The following is a 21,257-nucleotide window of genomic DNA, read 5'->3' as shown; positions in this document are numbered from 1 at the left end:
CGAAGGAGTACGGGGTTGCCCACCGGGGTCGCCATCCGAGATGTACGCGCGCAGCTGTTCGACGCCGCCGAGCGGATTCTGTTGCGGGACGGGCCGAGTGCCCTGACCAGCCGTGCGGTCACGACCGAGGCGGGGTGCGCGAAGGGCGTGCTGCACCGGCATTTCGCCGACTTCGACGAGTTCCTGACCGAACTCGTCGAGGATCGCATCGCCCGGGTGGAGCGCTCGGGTGCGGCACTGCTGGACAAGGCCGGGGACGGCACGGTGACCGACAATCTCGCCGAGACGCTCGACGCCCTGTTCGAGACGGTGGCGGTCGCCATCGTCAGCCTGGTGATCTACCGCGACGAGTTGCGCGCCCGACTCCGGCGGCGCCGTCCGGTCGGGATGCCGATCCTGGGCGAGGCGACGACGGCCATCAGCGACTATCTGGCCGCCGAGGTCCGAATCGGGCGCATCGCAACCGGTGTCGACACCACCATCCTGGCCCCGACCCTGATCGGTTCGGCCCACCTGCTCTACGCGGACCGGACCTCGCCGCGACCCGAGATCGACGCGGTACGCGCCATGGTCGGCACGGTGCTGGACGGCACGCTCAGACCCTGAGACCCGCGAGACGGTCGAGCTCGAAAGTCTCACCGCGAGACCAGCCTTGACAGGCGCACGACCGATGGAAAGCTTTGCCTGCAGCAGTTCAGGTCAACCGCAGGAAAGGTCTCCCACCGCAGTGAGCATCGACCCCACGACCCTGTCCCCCGCCGCGGTCGTCACCGCGCTGTGCGCCGAATGGCGCACCGGCACACCGGAATCCATCGCCGAGTTCTTCACCGAGGACGCCGTCTACCACAACATTCCCATGGAGCCCTTCGTCGGAAGGGCCGCGATCCTGGAATTCCTGCGCGGCTTCATCGGCACCTTCGGCGGCATCGACTTCGACATCCACCACCAGGCGGTCACCGGCACTATCGTGATGAACGAGCGCACCGACCGATTCAGCCTGGGCGACAAGCAGATCGAGCTGCCGGTGACCGGGGTGTTCGAAGTGCGCGACGGGCGCATCGCGGCCTGGCGCGACTACTTCGACATGGCCCCGTTCACCGCACTGCAGCAGGGCGCGTAGGGCTCGCGAACCTCGTCCGGCTCAGAAGCTCTGCCAGGAGGGCTTGTTCTCCACCGCGAACCGGTAGTAGTCCACCGCCTTCAGATTCGCCGCCGCGTCCGGGTCGACGATGACCGTGACATGGGGGTGCATCTGCAGGATGGACGCCGGGCAGAACGCGGAGACCGGGCCCTCCACGGCGGCTGCGACCGCCTCGGCCTTGCCCGCGCCGGTGGCGATCATGAGCAGATGGTCGGCGTCGCTGATGGTTCCGAGACCCTGGGTCAGCACGTGGGTGGGCACCTGAGCCAGGTCGTCCTCGAAGAAGCGGGCGTTGTCCTCGCGGGTCTTCGGGGTCAGCGTCTTCACCCGTGTCCGCGAGCGCAGTGACGAGCCCGGCTCGTTGAAACCGATGTGGCCGTTGGCCCCGATGCCCAGGATCTGCACCGAAACCGGCCCGTTCTCGGCGATCTCCCGCTCGTATTCGGCCGCGGCGGCGGGGATGTCGGCGGCATTGCCGTCGGGGCTGTGCACATCGGAATCCTTGAAGTCCACGTGCGAGGTGAACTCGTCACGGATGAACTGCCGGTAGGACTGCGGATGCCCCGGCGGCAGCCCGATGTACTCGTCGAGCAGAAACGCCTGCACCCCCGCGAAACTCAGCCCCTCCTCGCGGTGCTGGCGGATGAGCTCCTGATACGCCCCCAGCGGCGAGGACCCCGTGGCCAGCCCGATGGCGCGCGCACCCCGGCGCACGTGGTCGGCCATGATGCGGCCGGCCAGTACACCGGCCTCGGCCGCGTTGTCGGTGATCACGAGTTCCATTGGGCTCCCTCCTTGTACACGTCGACCGGGTTCAGGTGGTGGTCGGTGACCAGTACGTCGGCGCGCATACCCGGATGCAACGCGCCGATCTCGTCGGCCATGCCCAGCAGGCGGGCCGGGGTGGCGCAGGCGGCGGTGGCCGCTGCGGTCAGGTCGACGCCGGCGTGGAAGACGGTGCGGCGCAGCACATCCGAGGCCGTGGCGGTGCCGCCCGCGATGGGGCCCTCGCCGTTCGGGTCGTAGATGCGCGACACGCCGTCCTGCACCACGACGTCGAGGCTGCCGAGCTGGTAGCGGCCGTCGGGCTGCCCGGCGGCGGCCATGGCGTCGGTGATGAGGGCCAGGTTGTCGGGGCCGATGGTGTCGAAGACCATGCGCACGGTGCCGTCGGCCAGGTGCACGCCGTCGCCGATCACCTCGGCCACCACATCGCCGCGCCCGGCGGCGGCCATGGCGGCGGTGAGGAAGTTGGCGTCGCGGTGGGCCAGTTCGGGCATGGCATTGAACAGGTGGGTGATCGATACGCGCCTCCCGCGACGCAGGGCGTGCACGGACCGGTCGTAGTCGGCGACGGTGTGTCCCAGGGAGAGAATCACATTCGCGTCGGCGAGCACGTCCGCGAGGGCGTCGAAGTTGGCTGTTTCCGGGGCGATGGTCACCGACACGATGCGGCCGCCCGCGTAGTCGACCAGACGTTCCAGCAGCTCCGGGTCACCGGGCAGGATGCGGTCCGGGTCGTGGGCGCCGCGCCGATGCTCGCTGATGAACGGGCCTTCCAGGTGGATGCCCGCCAGCAGGCCCGCGTCGATGGCCTTGCCCAGCACGTCGATGCGGTCACGCAGTTCGGTTTCGGTGGCCGAGACCAGCGAGGCGACCAGGGTCGTGGTGCCGTGCGCGCGATGGAAGTTCGCGGCCGCCGCCACCCCCTCGTGATCGGTCTCGGGGAAGCCGTATCCGCCGCCGCCGTGGCAGTGCACGTCGATGAGCCCCGGCAGGATGACCGGCGGCCGCCCGATCGCCTCGGGCAGCTCACCGCCGAATCCCGCTGCCGGGCCGACATAATCGAGTCGCGGGCCGTCGAACGACACCACCCCGTCGGCGAGCTCGCCCGCCTCGGTGAGGGTGACGACCCGGCCGCGCAGGGTGGTCCTCACTTATTTCGCCCCAATGCCTTTCGTGCGGCGGCCAGGGCGTCCTCCGCGGTGCGCGCCGACAGCGCCGCGGCCGCGGCCGCTCGGCATTGCTCGAGGGTGACCTCGGCGAGTTGCGCGCGGACGCCCGCGATCGACCGCGGCGCCATGGACAGCGTCTCGACACCGAGACCGACCAGCACACAGGCGAATTCGGGGTTGGAGGCGGATTCGCCGCACACCCCGACCTTGACGCCGTGCTTGCTCGCCCCGTCCACCACCATGGCGATGGCGGCCGCGAGCGCGGGCTGCCACGGGTTGTGCAGCGCCGCCAGCGAGGAGGACATGCGGTCCGCGCCGAACAGGTACTGCGACAGGTCGTTGGTGCCGATGGAGAAGAAGTCCACCTCCGCGCCCAGATGCTCCGAACGCAGTGCGGCGGCGGGGATTTCGATCATGATGCCGCGGGTCTCGATCCCGGCGTCGGCGGCGCGGGCGGCGAAGTACGCGGTCTCCTCGACGGTGGCGACCATCGGGGCCATGACCTTGACCGGGGTGCCGGTCTCCTTGGCGGCGGTCTCGATCGCGGTGAGCTGGTCGAGCAGCGTCCCCTCATCGACGCTGCTCAACCGCAGCCCCCGCACTCCCAGCGCCGGATTCTCTTCCTCCGGCAGGTTCAGGAACGGCAGCGGCTTGTCCGAGCCCGCGTCCAGGGTGCGGACCGTGACGGGACGGTCGCCCATGACGCGGAAGATCTCGGCGTACTGGGCCGTCTGCTCGGCCACCGTGGGGGCCGATTTGCGGTCCAAGAACAGGAATTCGGTCCGGAACAGGCCGACGCCTTCGGCGCCGAGTGCGACGGCGAGCTTCGCGTCGGCCGCCGAGCCCACATTCGCCAGCAGCGGCACCGCGTGCCCATCGGCGGTGCGGCCCGGACCGGTCGGCGCGTCCGCCTGCCGCGCGCGCAGAGCGAGCACTTCCTCACGACGTGCCGGAGTCGGTTCGATCTCGGCGACACCGGACGTGCCGTCGAGGACGATCTCGGTGTTCTCCGCGATCTGCACCGCGTCGGGGGCGGCCACGACCGCCGGAATCCCCAGCGCCTTGGCCAGAATCGCGGTGTGCGAGGTGGGTCCGCCCGCCACGGTCAGCAGGCCGACCACCTTCTCCGGATCCAGCGTGGCGGTGTCGGCCGGGGCCAGATCGTGCGCGGCGAGCACGAAAGGCGTTGCGCTGTCCGGGATTCCGGGAGGTTCGACACCGAGCAGCTCGGCCACCACCCGCTGGCCCACATCCTTCAGGTCCGAGGCCCGCTCGGCCATCATGCCGCCCAGCGCCGCCAGTTGCGCCCCGAAGTGCGCGACCGCCTCGGTGACCGCGTGCGCGGTCGGCGTCCCGCCCCGGATCTCGGCGCGCACCTGATCCAGCAGTGCCGGATCCGCGGCCAGCGCCGAGGTCATGAACAGAATGTCCGCGGCCGGCCCCTCGGCGTCCAGCGCCTGGGCCGAGTACCGACCGGCGACCGTCTCGAAAGCGGTTTCCGCGCGGGCGATTTCGGCCTCGACGTCGCTCCCGGGCGCGTCGTTCGGGCTGGTGACCGGCGCGGGCGCCAGCCACTTCACCGAACCGAGCGCGATACCGGGAGCGGCGGCGACGCCACGCACCTCACGCGTCAAGATCTGTCTCCAGCATTCCGACCAGCTTATCGAGAGCCGCCTCGGCGCCGTCCTCGGCGTGCAGGGTGACGGTGTCACCCTGCTTGGCGCCCAGGGTCATCACCTGCAGCAGGCTGTTGGCGGCGACGGGATCCTTGCCCTCGGCCGAGATCCGCACCGGGACACCGGCTTCCCCGGCGGCCTTGGCGAACAGGGCGGCGGGCCGGGCGTGCAGGCCGGTCTTGGACGCAACGACTGCGGTGCGTGTGATCATGCTGCGACATTCTCCTTTTCGGTTTCCGCCTCATCGTCCTCGCGACCGGGGGTCTTCAGGTTCCAGCGCTTGATGATGAAGCTGAAGGTGAAGTAGTACAGGGCGGCGTACCCGAGGCCGACCGGGATGAGCAGCAGCGGATGCGTCGCCTTGCCGAAGTTGAGCAGGTAGTCGATGGCACCGGCCGAGAAGGTGAATCCGTCGTGGATACCGAGCGCATTGGTCAGCGCGAGCGACGTGCCCGTGAAGATCGCGTGGATCAGCAGCAGCGGCCAAGCCACGAAGATGAACGAGAACTCCAGCGGCTCGGTGATACCGGTCAGGAACGCGGTCAGACCGGTCGACAGCATGATACCGCCGATCATCTTGCGGTTCTCCGGCTTGGCGTGACGCCAGATGGCGAGGGCCGCGGCGGGCAGGCCGAACATCATGATCGGGAAGAAGCCCGTCATGAAGGTGCCCGCGTGCGGGTCGCCGTGCAGGAACATGGCGATGTCGCCGTGGTAGGTCTGGCCGCCGCTCGTGTAGTCGCCCAGCACGAACCAGACCACCGAGTTGATGATGTGGTGCAGGCCCAGTGGCAGCAGCATGCGGTTGGCGAAGCCGAAGATCCCGCCGCCGACGACCGAGTGGTCGGCGACGAAGTTGCCCAGCGACGTGAGCCCGGAGTTGAAGGCCGGGTAGATGAACGACATGAGCACGCCGATCACCACGGCCGCGCACGCGGTCAGGATCGGCACCAGGCGACGGCCGGAGAAGAAGCCGAGGTAGTCGGGCAGCTGGGTGCGATGGAACCGCTGCCACAGCCAGGCGGCGGTCAGGCCGATGACGATGCCGCCGAGGACACCGAAGTTCACCAGTGCCTGAGCGCCTTTCGCGTCGACCTTGCCGGCGAGCACGACCGGCGACATGGCCTTGAGGACACCATTGAAGGCCAGATAGCCGACGACGGCCGCGAGCGCGGTGGATCCGTCGGCCTTCTTGGCCCAGCCGATGGCGATACCGAGGGCAAACAGTAGGGGCAGGTTGTCGATGAGCGCGCCGCCGGCGGCGGCGAGCACGTCGGCGACGGTCTTCATTGCCGACCAGCGGCCGAGCATGTCGTCCTGTCCTAGACGCAGCAACAGTCCGGCGGCAGGTAGCGTGGCGATCGGCAGCATCAAGCTGCGGCCGAGCTTCTGCAGTCCCGATAGATCGAGCTTCTTGCGAGAGCTCTCGACGGCATCGGCCATGGGATGGTCCTCAGTCTGTGAATGGAGTCACGCGTACTGTTCAACGTCAGTTACCGTGACTGGTTATAACCAGACATATACTGGTTATAACCAGTTTTGTCTACTCGACACGCTCGGAGGAAATCATGTCGAAAGCGAATCAAATCGTCGCTGGCCTGGGTGGCCTGGACAACATCGTCGAGGTGGAAGGCTGCATCACCCGGCTGCGCTGCGAAATCAAGGATGTCAGCAAGGTCGACGAGAAGGCTCTGAAGGCCGCGGGCGCGCACGGCGTCGTCAAGGCCGGTGCCGCGGTCCAGGTCGTGGTCGGGCCGACCGCCGACGCCCTGGCCGAAGACATCAACGACATGCTCTGAACGCCATGAGCACCGAGATTCTCGCGCCGCTGGACGGCCGCGCCATGCCCATGTCCGAGGTTCCCGATCCGGTCTTCTCCGCCGAGATGGTCGGGGCGGGCGTGGCCATCGAACCCCTCGACACCGACGACGCCACCACCGTGGTCGCCCCGGTCTCCGGATCCATCGTGAAGCTGCACCCGCACGCCGCGGTCATCGTCACCGCGGACGGCACCGGCGTGCTGCTGCACGTCGGCATCGACACCGTCGGCAAGCCGGACCTTTTCGAGGTGAAGGCCACCGAGGGCGATCAGGTCGACGCCGGCGATCCGCTGATCACCTTCTCCCCCAATGCCGTTCGCCGTCTGGGCCTGAGCGCGGCCGTGCCGGTCGTGGTCATGGACAGCGCTCCCGGCTCGGCACAGAACGCGCTGACCGGCCCGGTCACCACGGGATCGGTCCTGTTCTCGATGTGACCGCCGCACGAGACGAATAGAGCCGCCGCCCCGAATCGGGCGGCGGCTCAATCGTTTTCAGAGGCTAGCTGTCCTCGGCCGAGACGGTCATGTACACCTGGTAGCGATCGGCGCGGTACCAGGACTGCGCATGCTCGACGGCGCGGTCGCGCGAGTAGGAGATGCGGTCGAAAGCCAGGAGCGGACAACCGGTTTCGGTACCCAGCCAGCCGGCGTGGCGCTCGTCGGCGGCCACCGCGCGCACGCTCTGCTCGGCGCGGTCGATCGGGCAGTCGTATTCGCGGGCGAACAGCGCGTACAGCGACTGAGTGAGCTCGCGATCGAGCAGGTCGGGCAGCAGATCGGCGCGGTACCAGCCGTCGTCGATGGACATCGGCAGCCCGTCGGCCAGGCGCAGCCGGACCAGGTGGATGGCTTGCGCGTTCGCGGCCAGGCCCAGTGCGTTCACCGTCGCCGGGGGCGGCACGGCGATATCGGTGTGCAGCACCACCGTGCTCGGGGTGCGGCCCAGCCGGCGCATGTCATCGGAGAACGAGGCCATGTGCAGGCGCGAGCGGGCGACCCGCTCGGCCACGAAGGTGCCCTTGCCCGGGATGCGGGTGATGACGCCCTCGGATTCGAGCTGGCCCAGCACCTCGCGCACGGTCATGCGGCTGACGCGGTAGTCGTCGCACAACTGGCGTTCGCTGGGCAGCATCTCGCCGGGACGCAGATTCGCGCACAGGGTGGTCAGCGCCGAACGGAGCTGCGCTTGTTTGGTCACACGCCCTGACACGTCGATCCGGTCCTTTCCGCCCCCGCCGGCCGCGGGCACGGTCACTTCTCGTTGCGCGCCTTGGGGAATCGCTTCTGCTTCGCCACCCAGCCTGCCATCTTGGCCCAGTGGCCCTTCGCGGGGGTGACCTTCGAGATGAGCTCGCGGTCCCACTCCTCGGTCTCGGTGAGCCCGTCGACGGTCTCGACCAGGTCCTTGGCCGAGGCCAGCGAACCCACGACGCGGTCGCCGAGGACACCGTCGGCACCGACCAGCGTGACGCGGACACCGATACGGCCGATGGGCTGCAGCACCGCGGTGGCGGAACCGCCGTGCTCGGCGACGAACCCCTTCACGGAATCCACGACGGACGGCGAGACTTTCTCGGATGCCGGGGCGGCAGTAGCGCTCATGCGCTGCAGTTTACCCACGGGTAATTCAGCGTCCATGAACCACGGCACAACTCACACTGTGTGAGCCGCCCGCCACCACACCGAGGGGCCGGGTGTAAGACTGGAAGCCATGCGCGCCATCCAGGTTTCCGAGCACGGCGGTCCCGAGGTCCTGCGATATGTGGAGGTGCCGGACCCGCAGGTCGGGGACGGGCAGCTGCTGGTGCGGACCGAGGCGGCCGGAATCAACTTCATCGACACCTACATTCGGACCGGGCGGTATCCGACGCCGGTGCCCTACATTCCGGGGTCCGAGGGTAGCGGCGTGGTCACCGCGGTCGGGGCGGATGTCACCGATTTCCAGGTCGGGGACCGGGTTGCGTGGGCGGCGGGGCCGGGGAGTTATGCCGAGCAGGTGATCGTGCCTGCGGCCGTGGCGATTCCGGTGCCGGACGGGGTGAACGCGGAGATCGCGGCGTCGGCGCTGCTGCAGGGCATGACGGCGCACTACCTGATCGAGTCGATCTACAAGCCGCAGCCGGGCGAGGCGGTGCTGGTGCACGCGGGCGCGGGCGGAGTGGGGCTGATCCTCACGCAGTTGCTGTCGTCGCGCGGGGTGCGGGTGATCACCACGGTGTCGACCGACGACAAGGAGAAGCTCTCGCGCGACGCCGGGGCGTCGGAGGTGCTGCGCTACGACGGCGATATCGCCGCGCGCGTACGGGAACTCACCGGCGGCGTGGGTGTGGCCGCGGCTTATGACGGCGTCGGTGCGTCCACCTTCGAGGCCAGCCTGGCGTCGACCCGCATCCGCGGCATGGTGGCGCTGTTCGGCGGCGCGAGCGGGCCGGTGCCGCCGTTCGATCTGCAACGGCTCAACCCGCTGGGCTCGCTGTTCGTGACCCGGCCGACGCTGGCCCACTACACCCGCGATCGCGCCGAATTGCTGTGGCGCGCAAACGACATCATGAACGCCATCGCCGACGGCACGCTGCACCTGCGCATCGGCGGCAGCTACCCGCTCGCCGACGCGGCACAGGCCCACCGGGATCTGGAAGGTCGCAAGACCACAGGCTCGATCGTGCTGGTGCCCTGACACTTCCGCGCGCGAGATCCCGGGTCGGCCCACCGCGTCCCGGCGACATGGTGCGACCGATACCCATACCCGCCGCGCCCCTTCAGGTTCCGGCGGATTGGCGCTGCGGCACCGGATTGACAGGTCGGCCGATGGCCGTTCCGGCTAGTCGATATCGCGGCCGGTCAAGCCGCGGTAGACGAAGCGGGTGAGGGCGTCCACGGCCTCGGCGTCGGTGAGCGTCAGGCCGCCCTCCTCGACCGCCTGCAGCAGGCCTGAGGCCGACAGGAACATCATGGCCAGGCTCGCGTCGGCCGGGCCGGGCAGGCGCAGGCCCGCGGGGGCGAAACCGTCGAGGTGGTCGGCGACCTCGTCGCGCTGCTCGGTGCCGAAACGTGCTGCGATGCGGGCGAAGTCGTCATTGACCAGGGCGGCCTGCTGCACCGCGCGCAAGACCGGCCAGTTCTTGCGGGCGAAGGCCCAATAGGACGCGACGTGGAAGCGCACCGACTCCGGGTCGGTGAAGTCCGCGCTGTGCGCGGGGTCCTCGCTGGAGGTATCGCTTTCGTCGGCAAGGTCTTTCAGCAGCGCCTGGAGCAGTTCTTCCTTGCTCGCGAAGTGGTTGTAGAACGAGCCCGCCGCGCGGCCCGCGGCCGCGGTGATGTCGGTGATCTTGGTGTTGAGGTAGCCGCGTTCGGCGAACAGTCGCCGGGCGGCGGCCTTGAGCGCGTGTTCGGTCTCGGCCGATTTCTCACTGCGGCGTGCTGCCACCGTCCACCTCCTTGACAGCGGAACGTACCACCCCCAATACTGAATCCACATTCAGTGAATTCTGATTCAGTTTAGGAGTTGCCATGAATCCGCAGGTCCTCATCGTGGGAGCCGGGCCGACCGGGCTCACCCTGGCCATCGATCTGGCGCGTCGCGGCCTCGCGGTCCGCATCGTCGACAAGGCCGAGGAGTTCTTCGCCGGCTCGCGCGGGGACGGCATCCAGCCGCGCACCCTCGAAGTGTTCGAGGACCTCGGCGTGCTCGACGCGGTGCTCGCCCAGGGCGCGCCGCAGGCCCCGCTGCTGGTGCACCTGGACGGGCAGTTCGTCATGGAACGCCGCATGAGCGCCTGGCGCGAGCCCACTCCCGCGGTGCCGCACCCGAATCCGTGGGTCCTCGCCCAGGCCGACACCGAGCGGGTGCTGCGTGAGCGGCTCGCCGAATTCGGGGTGCGGGTCGAATCGGGCACGGCGCTGGTCGAATTCGCCGCCGACGCCGACGGGGTGAGCGCGACCCTCGAGCACGCGGGCGTGACCGAGACCGTGCGCGTGGAGTACCTGGTCGGCGCGGACGGCGGGCGCAGCACCGTGCGCAAGGCGCTGGGCATTCCCTTCGAAGGCACCACCGACGAGTCGATCCGCATGCTGCTCGGCGATGTCCGCGCCGACGTTCTCGATCACTCGGTGGGCTACTGGTTCGCCGATTCCGAGTCGCCGATGGACGGAATCGCGTTGATGCCCTTGCCCGGTGGCCGCACGTTCCAGTTCGCCACCGGATTGGGCGCGGATTCCGACACCGGGCTCGCCGTGCTGCAGGACCATGTGACCCGCCGTTCGCGCCGCGACGACATCGTGCTCAGCGACCTCACCTGGTCGACGGTCTGGCGGCCGAATGTGCGTCTGGCACAGCGGTATCGGGTCGGACGGGTGTTCCTGGCCGGGGACGCGGCGCACGTGCATCCGCCGACCGGCGGACAGGGCCTCAATACGGGCATACAGGACGCCCACAACCTGGGGTGGAAACTCGAGGCGGCACTACGGGATCCCGGGGCGGCCAGCGAGGCGCTGCTGGACAGCTACGAGACCGAGCGCCGCGGCGTCGCGGCACGGATCCTGGGATTGAGCAGCGCGCTGCTCGACAAGACCGTCAAGGGCGATCCGGACGCCATGGACCGGGAAGGCACCCATCAGCTCGACCTCGGCTATCGGGATCCGGCCGATACGGCGGCGGCGCTGCGAGTCGGTGACCGCGCACCGGATGCTCCGCTGACCGATTCGAACGGGAAGACCGTGCGGCTGTTCGAGCTGTTCAGCGGGCCACACGCCACCCTGCTGCAATTCGGCCCCGGCACCGAGGCTCCGATCCCGGCCGGTACCAGAATCGTTCGCGTGGTCGCCCCGGAATTCGCGTCCGGCGAGGGCGAACTCGTCGATGCCGAGGGCCATGCGCGCCGCGCCTACGACGCCTGCGACGGCATGCGGATTCATGTCCGGCCTGACGGGTATGTCGGATCCATCGATACCTGACCGCCCAGTAGCCCTCCGCCTGCGCGACAGCGCACCGAAACGTGCAGAATGATCTTGCTGCCGCGCAAGACGATTCGCCCCGGCCGAACTTTTTCGGCCACGCGAGAGCGCCGCTACCCCGTAAGGTGGTCGCGGCGACGGGTTCGGGCGGCCGGCAGGTAGAGGCATCGGTCAGAGGTGGTCTGGGATGTTGGTGAAGGTCCGTAACGACGACCCGTCGCGGCTGTCGAGCACCGAGCGCACCGTCGTGAACTGGCTCAAATCCTGGAGCGGGCCGCACGCCGTGCCCGGCATCGCCGTCGTGCAGTGCCAGGACGCCGACGTGGTGGTGTGGACGCCGCAGACCTGCGTGGTGGTCGGCGTGCACGGCTTCACCGAGCGGGTGGCCGGAACGCTGTCGTGCGCACAGGACCAGCCGTGGACGGTCGACGGCAAACCCGCGCCACTGGACGGGGACGCCGATCCGCTCGAACGGGTGCGACGCCAGACCGTCGATCTGGCCGGGCAGTTGCGGTCCGCGCCGGGGCGCGAGCATGTGCCGGTCAGCGGGCTGGTGCTGCTGGTGCCGCAACTGGGCAGCCGGGTGAAGCTGGACAAGGGCGCGCTGCCCGCCGGGATCGACGTGCTGATCGGTGACGGGCCGTCCTCGCTGCGGGCGTATTTCACCAGCCTGGCCGAAGGCGCGCCGCCCTCCTGGGATGCCGCGCAGGTCGGGCAGGCGCTGGGGGCGCTCGGGTTCGCCGCCGCCGCAAGCTATTCCGATCTGGTGTCCGAGGGGTTCCCGGTACCGGAGACCGCGCGGGACGCACCGCTGCCGATGGCGAGCCGGACCACCGAGGTGATGGTGCCGTCGGTGCCCACGCAGTACTCCCCCGCGGCTTCGGGGAGCGGGCCCGGCGAGCCCGGGCCCGAAAGTGGCCCCGCGGGCGGCGAGGGTCGTCCCGTCGTTGTGCCGCAAGGTCCTTCCGGGCAGTCCCGGAGCGCGGGTTCGGTCGCCAAGACGGCGATCCCGGCGGCGACGTCGGCGGCCGCGGCGGCCGCCGCCTATGCGGCGGTCACCGGTTTGCCGCAGGGACCGCAGGCGCAGAACCCGCAGGGGCCGGGCCGGGGCACACCGCCGCCGCCGACCCCGATACCGGGGCGGTCGCAGTCCGGCCCCGGGCCGGGCGGGCAGCCGCCGCGGGCTCCCGGACCGGGCCCCGGGCCTGGGTCCGGTCCGCAGCCGGGCGGATTCGCGCCGACTCAGCCGATCCAGCAATCACAGCAGCCGAGTCCGGGGTTCCCGTTGTGGACCGGGCGGCCCATGACGACCCCGGCCGAGCGGCCGCGGCGGCGCAAGGGACTGCCGATCCTCGGCGGGCTGATGCTGGCGGTGGTCATTCTGGTCATCGCCATCGCGTGCACGGCGGGAACGACGCCGACACCGAGCAGGCAGCAGCCGAATCGGTCGGCGGTGGTCGACACGACCACGACCACCCACACCACCGATCCGACGATTCCGCCGACCACGATTCCGCCCGCCTGCTACCCGTTGCAGCCGTGCCAGTGACCCCGCGTCGAATCCCGGTGCCGGGCTAGGGCAGCCGGAACGGTTGCAGGCCGGACATCGTGCCCAGCACGAGGCCGCCGTCCACGAGCGCGGGGGCGGCGAAATGCGGGAGGGGTCCGGTCGCGTACTGGGCCAGGACGTTTCCGGTCGCCGGGTCGAGGGCGTACAGGGTGCCCGCATGCCAGTCGGTCGCCCAGACTCGACCGGCGGCCACCACCGGTGGGCCGTCGGCCGGGGCGGTGGTGTGCCAGAGCACGGTGGTCGCGCCGGTGGCGGTGACGCGAATCGCCATGGTGCCCTTGGCACACGGCAGGTAGGCGATCTCGCCGGCGACCGCCGCGGCGCCGAAGGCCCGGCAGCCGGTGAAAGCCGGTGTCACGGAGGAGATTCCACCCAGGTGCGCGGGGTCCAGGACGTAGCCGTCGCCGAACTTCCCGGCGATCACCAGATGTCCGCCGACCAGCGCGGGATTCATGGTGCCCAGATCGCGGTCGGCCGCGTTGTCCTCCGCCCAGGACGTCGGGGCGAAGAAGTCGGTGCGGCGCAGATCGGGGGTGAGGGCGATGACGGAATCGGTGCCGTCGTAGGCGGATCCCGGTTCGGCGTCGCCGTTGCCGACCGAATAGAACAGCAGGCCATTGGTTTCCGCCGCCGTGCCGGGCGCCCAGATGCCGCCCCGACCGCTCGCCGAGGCCCGGTACCAGGCTACGGCGCTGGTTGAAACATCTACGGCCGCAACAGCTCCGGTATAGGTTCCGCAGTCGCCGTCGTTTCCGCCGAAGGCCGCGTAGACATGCCCGTCACGGAAGGTGAGGGCGGGGCGCTGCAGGTAGGCGGGCGGATCGCCGAAGGGCGGGTCGACCGGGACCCGCAGGGTCACCGCGCCGGTATCGGCGTCCAGGCCGTACAGAGTCTTGTGTGCGCCAACGGATTCCGCGACGGCATAGACGCGGTGAGCCGCCGGGTCCACGGCGGGTGCGCCGGTGATCCCGACCGGGTCGATGTCTCCGCACGGGAGGCTCGAGCCGGGTGCCGGTTCGGCCAGATGCGTTCGCCAGCGCACGGTGTCGCCGGACACGGCATAGACCGAGTCGTTCTCGGTGGCGGCTATCACGGTGTCACCGACCGAGATCGGTGTGCCGTACACCGCGCCGTCAAGGGTGATTGCACGGTTCTGGGGCGGCGTATTCGAGGGCGTCGGGGCGTCGGCCGACCCACCACAGGCGGTCATCGCGACGAGGACGCCGCCCGCGCCGAGCACTGCCGCGAGGTTCCGAACCCCGTATACCGCCATCACCGCTCACCCGTCTGTCGGCCGAGCTGACCTCCCGATGCTGCCACACCGACCCGCCCGCCGGACCTTGATCGGGGCCGATCACCCGGCCAGACTCGGGAAAGAGCCGCGAAATCCTCAGGGAGAACGCCGATGACGACCTTCACTACGCTCGACGCCTATCGCCCGCTCGGACGTTCGGGATTGCGCGTGTCACCGCTCGCGCTGGGCACCATGACCTTCGGGACCGACTGGGGCTGGGGCGCGGACCGCGATGCCTCCCGCGCCATCTTCGACACCTACCTCGAGCGCGGCGGCAATTTCGTCGACACCGCGAACGCGTACACCGGCGGGACCGCCGAACAGATGCTCGGCGAGTTCGCGGGGTCACGGCGTGAACAGCTGGTCATCGCCACCAAGTATTCGATGCCCACCCGGCCCGGCGACCCGAATTCCGGTGGGAATTCCCGCAAGAGCATGATCCGCTCGGTCGAGGGCAGCCTCGACAGGCTGCGCACCGATTACCTCGACCTGCTGTACCTCCACATCTGGGACGGGCGCACACCGGTGGAGGAGGTGCTGCGGGCGATGGACGATCTGGTGCGCTCGGGGAAGGTGCTCTACCTGGGCATCTCCGATACTCCGGCCTGGCAGGTGTCGCGCATGCAGGCGATCACCGAGCTGCGCGGCTGGTCTCCGCTCGCCGCGCTGCAAATTCCGTACAACCTGATCGAGCGCACCGTGGAACGCGACCTCATCCCGATGGCCGAGACCATGGGCTTGGGCGTGGTGCCGTGGTCGCCGCTGGCGGCGGGCGTGCTCACCGGCAAGTACAGCCGCGCCGACCTGGAATCCGGATCCGGCACCCTGTCGTCGAGGCCGCCCTCGGATCGCAAGACCGTCGCGGCGGCCAACGGGTTCCTGACCGCTCGCGGCCTCGACATCACCGATGTGGTCACCGAGATCGCGGCCGAACTCGGCGTCACCGCCTCCCAGGTCGCGCTCGCCTGGACCCTGCTCAATCCGGCGGTGGTGTCACCGCTGGTCGGCGCGCGCACGCTCGCACAGCTCGAGGACAATCTGGGCGCCCTCGAGGTGCGGCTCGACACGAAGCATCAGGCCCGGCTGGCCGAAGTCAGCGATATCGACCTCGGTTTTCCGCATGAAGCGCTGCGCCGCGTGAACGCCTCGCGCTGAGCGCCTTTCGCCGACCCGAGCCCCGACACGCGGGGATCGGCGTGTCACCGATGAATTTCGCGACGCCGTACCGTCTGCTGAATCATGACCGAACACATCCTCGAAACGCCCGAAGTCGACCTCGCCTACGACTTGCTGGGCCCCGCCCTCGCCGACAGCGCGCACCGCCCACTGCTGATGATCGGCCAGCCCATGACCGCGGCCGGGTTCTACACGCTGGCTTCGTATTTCCCGGATCGCACGGTCATCACCTACGACCCGCGCGGGCTGGGCCGCAGCGTGCGCAAGGACGGCCGCACCGACAACTCCCCCACCGTCCAGGCCGAGGACGTGCACGCGCTGATCACCGCCCTTGGTGTGGGCCCGGTCGACATGTTCGCCAGCAGCGGCGGCGCGGTCACCGCGCTCGCGCTGGTCGCCGCGCACCCCGGCGATCTCGCCACCCTGGTCGCCCACGAGCCGCCGATCATTCCGGTCCTGCCCGACGCCGCGGCCGCCGCCCGCGCCAATGCCGCGGTCGGCGAGGCGTACCAGGCCAAGGGTTCCTTCGCGGGCATGGCCGCCTTCATTGCCCTCACCTCGTGGAAGGGTGAATTCACCGACGCCTATTTCGCGCAGCCGCCCGCGGATCCGGCCATGTTCGGCATGCCCAGCGAGGACGACGGCACCCGCGACGACCCGTTGCTGTCGGGCACCTCCGCGGCCGTCACCTCCTACACCCCCGACATCCCCGCCCTGAAAGCCGCGCCCACCCGCATTCTCATCGGAGTAGGCGAGGAGTCCGCAGGCGTCCTCACCGCCCGCACCTCCGAAGCCACCGCCGCCCTCCTCGACACCACCCCCGTCGTCTTCCCCAGCCACCACGGCGGCTTCACCGGCCCCGACTCCGGCTACCCCGGCCAACCCGAACCCTTCGCCGCCAAACTCCGCGAAGTCCTCGACACCCAGCCCTGACCAACCCACACCCCCAAACAAGATCAGGGAGCTCTCAGCGCGAGGGGCGAAGCCAGGGGCTCAGGCCCAGCCGAAGAGGGTGTGGCCCACGGTGTGCCAGCCCAGGACGGAGTCGACGGCCAGGCCGCAGAAGACGACGGCCAGATAGTTGTTGGACTGCAGGAACAGTCGCAGGGGCTTGACGGATTCGCCCTTGCGGACACCGGAATACAGCTGGTGGGCCATCAGCAGGAACCAGGCGCCGGCGACGAGGGCGGTCGCGGCGTAGACGACGCCCGCGGCGGGGACCAGGGCGAAGGTGGCCAGCACGGTGGCCCAGGTGTAGAGCACGATCTGCTTGGTCACGACCTGCTCGGTGGCCACGACCGGGAGCATCGGGACGCCCGCGGCCTTGTAGTCCTCCTTGTAGCGCATGGCCAGCGCCCAGGTGTGCGGCGGCGTCCAGAAGAAGATGACCAGGAACAGCACGATCGAGGGCCAGCCGATGGTGCCGGTCTCGGCGGACCAGCCGACCAGCACCGGCATGCAGCCGGCCGCGCCGCCCCACACCACGTTCTGGGAGGTGCGGCGCTTGAGGCCGAGGGTGTAGACGAAGACGTAGAACAGGATGGTCGCCACGACCAGCGCGCCCGAGAGCAGGTTGGCCTGCCACCACAGCCAGGCGAAGGAACCCAGCCCCAGCGTCACACCGAAGACGAAGGCGTTGCGGGTGGGCACGGCCTCCCGGGCGAGCGGACGCTTGGAGGTCCGCTTCATCACCTTGTCGATATCGGCGTCGGCGACGCAGTTCAGGGTGTTGGCGCTCGCCGCGCCCATCCAGCCGCCGAACAGCGTGGCCAGGATGAGTCCGATGTGAACGTGGCCGCGGCTGGCCAGCAGCATGGTGGGAATCGTTGCGACGAGCAGCAACTCGATGACGCGGGGCTTGGTGAGCGCGATGTAGGCGAGCACCCGCCTGGTCGCCGCCGACACCGGTCCGCTGCCCGTGACGCGGTCGGCGAGCATTGCCCCGGAGGAGCCGTGAGCGCCACCCGGCTGTTGCCCAATCCGCACTGTTTCTCCTCGCACGCCGTGCATTTCTGATCCGGTCTGGAACTAGCAGCGCGCTCTGCCGTTCCCTGGACACAGTTCGTGCGGCGCGGCCACTACTACACAGCATGGTAGACCCACGCCGACCATGCTCCCGACCAGGTCCACCCGTGACGCGCGGTGAGACCGGTTCGCGACGCGTTCATCGGGTAGTCACGAACAGGTACGCGCGGGAGCTCTATCCAGCGACACATCCGCCGGTGAATCCGGGTTCCCGTCTGCCGACGAAACGCCGACCTTTAGGGTGGACGTAGATCGGTGCGCCACGTGCCTGAATCACACGGCGCATCACGGATCGAACGCAGCGAATCGCCCCGCCGCCCATAACCGCATCGTTGACGAGAACGTCAGGAGAACCTCGGTCGTGTCAGTCACAGACGACATCCGCGCGCTCACTCAGCCGAACCACCCCGCCGACTGGACCGAACTGGACACCAGAGCCGTCGACACGGCCCGGGTCCTCGCCGCCGATGCGGTGCAGAAGGTCGGCAACGGCCACCCCGGCACCGCGATGAGCCTGGCGCCCTTGGCGTACACCCTGTTTCAGCGCGTCATGCGGCACGACCCGACCGACCCGGAGTGGGTGGGCCGCGACCGTTTCGTGCTGTCATGCGGACACTCCAGCCTGACCCTGTACGTCCAGCTGTACCTGGCGGGCATGGGTCTCGAACTGAGCGACCTGGAAGCGCTGCGCACCTGGGGTTCACTGACCCCGGGCCACCCGGAGTACCGCCACACCGAGCACGTCGAGATCACCACCGGCCCGCTGGGCCAGGGCCTGGCCTCCGCGGTCGGCATGTCGATGGCCTCCCGGCGCGAGCGCGGTCTGTTCGATCCGCAAGCCGCGCAGGGCAAGTCCGCGTTCGATCACTTCATCTACGTGATCGCCTCCGACGGCGACATGGAGGAGGGCGTCACCTCCGAGGCGTCCTCGCTGGCGGGCACCCAGCAGCTGGGCAACCTGATCGTCTTCTACGACGACAACAAGATCTCCATCGAGGACGACACCCGCATCGCCTTCACCGAGGACACCGCCGCCCGGTACCGCGCCTACGGCTGGCACGTGCAGACCGTGGAGGGCGGGGAGAACGTCACCGGCATCGAGGCGGCCATCGCCGAGGCACAGTCGGTGACCGACAAGCCGTCGATCATCCTGCTGCGCACCATCATCGGCTACCCGGCCCCGAAGAAGATGAACACCGGCGCCGCGCACGGTGCGGCCCTGGGCGCGGACGAGGTGGCGGCCACCAAGCAGATCCTGGGCTTCGACCCGGACAAGAACTTCGAGGTCGACCCGGCGGTCATCGCGCACTCGCGCGGCAATGTCGCCGATCGCGCCAAGTCGGCGCGCGCGGCCTGGCAGGAGCAGTTCGACGCGTGGGCCGCCGCCAACCCCGAGAACAAGGCGCTGTTCGACCGCTTGCAGCAGCGTGCGCTGCCCGCCGGCTGGGCCGAGGCGCTGCCGGTCCACGCCCCGGACCCGAAGGGCATGGCCACCCGCAAGGCGTCGGGCAAGGTCCTCGACGCGCTCGCCCCGGTGCTGCCGGAGCTGTGGGGCGGTTCGGCCGACCTGGCCGAGTCCAACAACACCACCATGTCGGGTGCGCCGTCGTTCGGCCCGGAGTCCATCTCCACCAGCCACTGGAGCGCCAACCCGTACGGGCGGACCCTGCACTTCGGTGTGCGTGAGCACGCCATGGGCTCGATCCTCAACGGCATCGCGCTGCACGGACCGACCCGTCCCTACGGTGGCACCTTCCTGGTGTTCTCCGACTACATGCGTCCCGCGGTCCGCCTGGGCGCGCTCATGCGCACCCCGGTCACCTACGTGTGGACCCACGACTCCATCGGCCTGGGCGAGGACGGCCCGACCCACCAGCCGATCGAGCACCTGGCCGCGCTGCGCGCGATCCCGGGCCTGAACGTGGTCCGCCCCGGCGACGCCAACGAGACCACCTACGCCTGGCGCACCATCCTGGAACGTGACAGCGCCGAACGGCATTCGCACTTCCTGGTCTCCGAGCCCGCCCACCAGGACGGCCCGTCCGCGCTGGCGCTGACTCGCCAGGACCTGCCGATCCAGGAGGGCACCAGCTACGAAGGTGTCCGCAAGGGCGGCTACATCCTGGCCGAATCCTCCACCGGCACACCGCAGGTAATCCTCATCGCCACCGGTTCGGAACTGCAGCTCGCGGTCGCGGCGCGTACTACGCTCGAGGCACAGGGCATCGGCACCCGCGTGGTGTCCATGCCGTGTGTGGAGTGGTTCGACGCGCAGGAGCAGTCCTACCGCGACGAGGTCCTGCCGCCGTCGGTGCGGGCCCGCGTCTCGGTCGAGGCCGGCATCGCGATGCCGTGGCACCGCTTCACCGGTGACGCCGGTGAGAACGTGTCCATCGAGCACTTCGGTGCCTCGGCCGACTTCAAGACCCTGTTCCGTGAATTCGGCATCACCGCCGACGCCGTCGTCGACGCTGCCACCCGCTCGCTTGCCAAGGTGAAGGGATAAGACCTCATGACCCAGAACACGAACACCGCGGCCCTGTCGGCCGCCGGGGTTTCGGTGTGGCTGGACGATCTGTCGCGTGATCGCATCAAGTCCGGAAATCTGCAGGGCCTGATCGACACTCGCAACGTCGTCGGTGTCACCACCAACCCGACCATCTTCCAGGGCGCGCTCTCCAAGGGCCACGCCTACGACGAGCAGGTCAACGAGCTCGCCGCGCGCGGAGCCGACGTGGATTCCGCGATCCGCACCATCACCACCGATGACGTGCGCGCCGCCTGTGACGTGTTCGCCGATGTCTTCGCCGCCTCCAAGGGCGTCGACGGCCGGGTGTCCATCGAGGTGGATCCGCGACTGGCCTTCGACACCGACGGCACCGTGGCCCAGGCCATCGAGCTGTGGAAGATCGTGGACCGGCCCAACCTGTTCATCAAGATCCCGGCCACCGAGGCGGGCCTGCCCGCCATCACCCGGGTGATCTCCGAGGGCATCAGCGTGAACGTGACGCTGATCTTCTCGGTGCAGCGCTACGTCGCGGTGATGGGCGCCTACCTCGACGGCCTGCGCAACGCGCTCACCGCCGGGCATGACATCGCCAAGATCCAGTCCGTGGCCTCGTTCTTCGTCTCCCGCGTGGACACCGAGATCGACAAGCGCCTGGAAGCCATCGGCACCCCCGAGGCCCTGGCACTGCGCGGCAAGGCCGGAATCGCCAACGCGCACTTGGCCTATGCCGCCTACCAGGACGTGTTCGACGGCGGCAAGCACACCGACGTGTTCGCCAAGCTGGCCTCGGCCGGCGGCGCGAACAAGCAGCGCGCGCTGTGGGCGTCGACCGGTGTGAAGAACCCCGAGTACTCCGACGTCATGTACGTGACCGAACTGGTCGCCCCCGACACGGTGAACACGCTGCCGGAGAAGACCCTCGAGGCGGTCGCCGACCACGCCGAGATCGTGCCGAACGCGGCCGTCGGCAAGGCCACCGAGGCGCAGGCGATCTTCGACCAGCTGGTCTCGGTCGGCATCGACCTGAACGACGTGTTCGGTGTCCTCGAGACCGAGGGCGTCGACAAGTTCGTCGCCTCCTGGCAGGAGCTGCTGGTGGCCACCACCGAAAAGCTGCAGGTGGCGGGAGGCAACTGACA

Annotated in this window: 21 protein-coding genes; 11 read left to right on the top strand and 10 right to left on the bottom strand. The window is 69.4% G+C overall.

Features of this window, described 5'->3' with window-relative positions; translation table 11 throughout:
• Positions 1-15 precede the first annotated feature (15 nt).
• Complete coding sequence (locus tag GPX89_RS12215; protein ID WP_157387588.1) at positions 16-606, top strand: TetR/AcrR family transcriptional regulator; 591 nt, start codon at positions 16-18, stop codon at positions 604-606.
• A gap of 142 nt (positions 607-748) precedes the next feature.
• The gene (locus GPX89_RS12210) at positions 749-1,120 is read left to right on the top strand and encodes a limonene-1,2-epoxide hydrolase family protein (RefSeq protein ID WP_235947280.1); all 372 of its coding nucleotides are present in this window, start codon (positions 749-751) and stop codon (positions 1,118-1,120) included.
• 21 nt (positions 1,121-1,141) lie between these two features.
• Here the strand turns inward: GPX89_RS12210 and nagB are convergent, their stop codons facing one another.
• Genes nagB through GPX89_RS12185 form a run of 5 tightly spaced genes read right to left on the bottom strand, consistent with a single transcriptional unit; the run spans position 1,142 to position 6,215 of the window.
• Complete coding sequence (gene nagB / locus GPX89_RS12205; RefSeq protein ID WP_157387586.1) at positions 1,142-1,924, bottom strand: glucosamine-6-phosphate deaminase; 783 nt, start codon at positions 1,922-1,924, stop codon at positions 1,142-1,144.
• Positions 1,912-3,078 carry an N-acetylglucosamine-6-phosphate deacetylase gene (locus GPX89_RS12200; protein WP_328601756.1) on the bottom strand — a complete coding sequence of 389 codons (1,167 nt, stop codon included), beginning with the start codon at positions 3,076-3,078 and terminating at the stop codon, positions 1,912-1,914. Before GPX89_RS12200 ends, nagB begins: the two co-directional genes overlap by 13 nt.
• Complete coding sequence (ptsP, locus tag GPX89_RS12195; protein ID WP_157387585.1) at positions 3,075-4,730, bottom strand: phosphoenolpyruvate--protein phosphotransferase; 1,656 nt, start codon at positions 4,728-4,730, stop codon at positions 3,075-3,077. The genes GPX89_RS12200 and ptsP overlap by 4 nt, the downstream gene beginning before the upstream one ends.
• Positions 4,720-4,983 (bottom strand): HPr family phosphocarrier protein, encoded by a 264-nt coding sequence (locus GPX89_RS12190; RefSeq protein WP_157387584.1) that lies wholly within the window; start codon positions 4,981-4,983, stop codon positions 4,720-4,722. The genes ptsP and GPX89_RS12190 overlap by 11 nt, the downstream gene beginning before the upstream one ends.
• A complete protein-coding gene (locus GPX89_RS12185) occupies positions 4,980-6,215 on the bottom strand; it encodes a PTS transporter subunit EIIC (protein WP_157387583.1) in 1,236 nt (411 codons plus the stop codon). Before GPX89_RS12185 ends, GPX89_RS12190 begins: the two co-directional genes overlap by 4 nt.
• A gap of 125 nt (positions 6,216-6,340) precedes the next feature.
• Between GPX89_RS12185 and GPX89_RS12180 the strand changes: the two genes are divergently transcribed.
• Both GPX89_RS12180 and GPX89_RS12175 read left to right on the top strand, forming a co-directional pair.
• Entirely contained in the window at positions 6,341-6,571 is a 231-nt protein-coding gene (locus GPX89_RS12180; RefSeq protein ID WP_157387582.1) for a glucose PTS transporter subunit EIIB, read from the top strand.
• 5 nt (positions 6,572-6,576) lie between these two features.
• Positions 6,577-7,026 (top strand): PTS sugar transporter subunit IIA, encoded by a 450-nt coding sequence (locus tag GPX89_RS12175; protein ID WP_157387581.1) that lies wholly within the window; start codon positions 6,577-6,579, stop codon positions 7,024-7,026.
• A gap of 64 nt (positions 7,027-7,090) precedes the next feature.
• Here the strand turns inward: GPX89_RS12175 and GPX89_RS12170 are convergent, their stop codons facing one another.
• Complete coding sequence (locus tag GPX89_RS12170) at positions 7,091-7,801, bottom strand: GntR family transcriptional regulator (RefSeq protein WP_328601755.1); 711 nt, start codon at positions 7,799-7,801, stop codon at positions 7,091-7,093.
• A 41-nt stretch (positions 7,802-7,842) separates the two neighbouring features.
• On the bottom strand, positions 7,843-8,193 hold the full coding sequence (locus tag GPX89_RS12165; RefSeq protein ID WP_157387580.1) for a hypothetical protein: 351 nt from the start codon (positions 8,191-8,193) through the stop codon (positions 7,843-7,845).
• A gap of 109 nt (positions 8,194-8,302) precedes the next feature.
• Here GPX89_RS12165 and GPX89_RS12160 point away from each other — a divergent pair, with 109 nt between their 5' ends.
• On the top strand, positions 8,303-9,268 hold the full coding sequence (locus GPX89_RS12160) for a quinone oxidoreductase family protein (protein WP_157387579.1): 966 nt from the start codon (positions 8,303-8,305) through the stop codon (positions 9,266-9,268).
• A 144-nt stretch (positions 9,269-9,412) separates the two neighbouring features.
• Here GPX89_RS12160 and GPX89_RS12155 read toward each other — a convergent pair whose 3' ends face one another.
• Positions 9,413-10,018: a TetR/AcrR family transcriptional regulator gene (locus tag GPX89_RS12155; RefSeq protein ID WP_328601754.1), complete on the bottom strand. Its 606-nt coding sequence runs from the start codon at positions 10,016-10,018 to the stop codon at positions 9,413-9,415.
• An 83-nt stretch (positions 10,019-10,101) separates the two neighbouring features.
• On the opposite strand from GPX89_RS12155, the gene GPX89_RS12150 reads away from it, so the two are divergent.
• Positions 10,102-11,544, top strand: coding sequence for an FAD-dependent monooxygenase (locus GPX89_RS12150; RefSeq protein WP_157387577.1), 1,443 nt, complete (start codon positions 10,102-10,104; stop codon positions 11,542-11,544).
• Positions 11,545-11,731: 187 nt separating this feature from the next.
• Positions 11,732-13,093 carry a hypothetical protein gene (locus GPX89_RS45400; RefSeq protein ID WP_157387576.1) on the top strand — a complete coding sequence of 454 codons (1,362 nt, stop codon included), beginning with the start codon at positions 11,732-11,734 and terminating at the stop codon, positions 13,091-13,093.
• Positions 13,094-13,118: 25 nt separating this feature from the next.
• Here the strand turns inward: GPX89_RS45400 and GPX89_RS12140 are convergent, their stop codons facing one another.
• Positions 13,119-14,387: an outer membrane protein assembly factor BamB family protein gene (locus tag GPX89_RS12140; protein WP_157387575.1), complete on the bottom strand. Its 1,269-nt coding sequence runs from the start codon at positions 14,385-14,387 to the stop codon at positions 13,119-13,121.
• A gap of 132 nt (positions 14,388-14,519) precedes the next feature.
• Here GPX89_RS12140 and GPX89_RS12135 point away from each other — a divergent pair, with 132 nt between their 5' ends.
• A complete protein-coding gene (locus GPX89_RS12135; protein WP_157387574.1) occupies positions 14,520-15,563 on the top strand; it encodes an aldo/keto reductase in 1,044 nt (347 codons plus the stop codon).
• 84 nt (positions 15,564-15,647) lie between these two features.
• The gene (locus GPX89_RS12130; protein WP_157387573.1) at positions 15,648-16,517 is read left to right on the top strand and encodes an alpha/beta fold hydrolase; all 870 of its coding nucleotides are present in this window, start codon (positions 15,648-15,650) and stop codon (positions 16,515-16,517) included.
• Positions 16,518-16,577: 60 nt separating this feature from the next.
• Here GPX89_RS12130 and GPX89_RS12125 read toward each other — a convergent pair whose 3' ends face one another.
• Positions 16,578-17,570 (bottom strand): heme o synthase, encoded by a 993-nt coding sequence (locus GPX89_RS12125; protein ID WP_407939383.1) that lies wholly within the window; start codon positions 17,568-17,570, stop codon positions 16,578-16,580.
• Between the two features lie 400 nt (positions 17,571-17,970).
• Between GPX89_RS12125 and tkt the strand changes: the two genes are divergently transcribed.
• Both tkt and tal read left to right on the top strand, forming a co-directional pair.
• Positions 17,971-20,115: a transketolase gene (gene tkt, locus GPX89_RS12120; RefSeq protein WP_328601753.1), complete on the top strand. Its 2,145-nt coding sequence runs from the start codon at positions 17,971-17,973 to the stop codon at positions 20,113-20,115.
• A gap of 6 nt (positions 20,116-20,121) precedes the next feature.
• A complete protein-coding gene (tal, locus tag GPX89_RS12115) occupies positions 20,122-21,255 on the top strand; it encodes a transaldolase (RefSeq protein WP_157387571.1) in 1,134 nt (377 codons plus the stop codon).
• Positions 21,256-21,257 lie beyond the last annotated feature (2 nt).

The organism is Nocardia terrae (genome assembly GCF_009760405.1).
Classification (GTDB): Bacteria; Actinomycetota; Actinomycetes; order Mycobacteriales; family Mycobacteriaceae; genus Nocardia; species Nocardia terrae.
The sequence above is the reverse complement of the archived record's forward strand: the minus strand, read 5'-3'. Positions and strand labels throughout refer to the sequence as shown.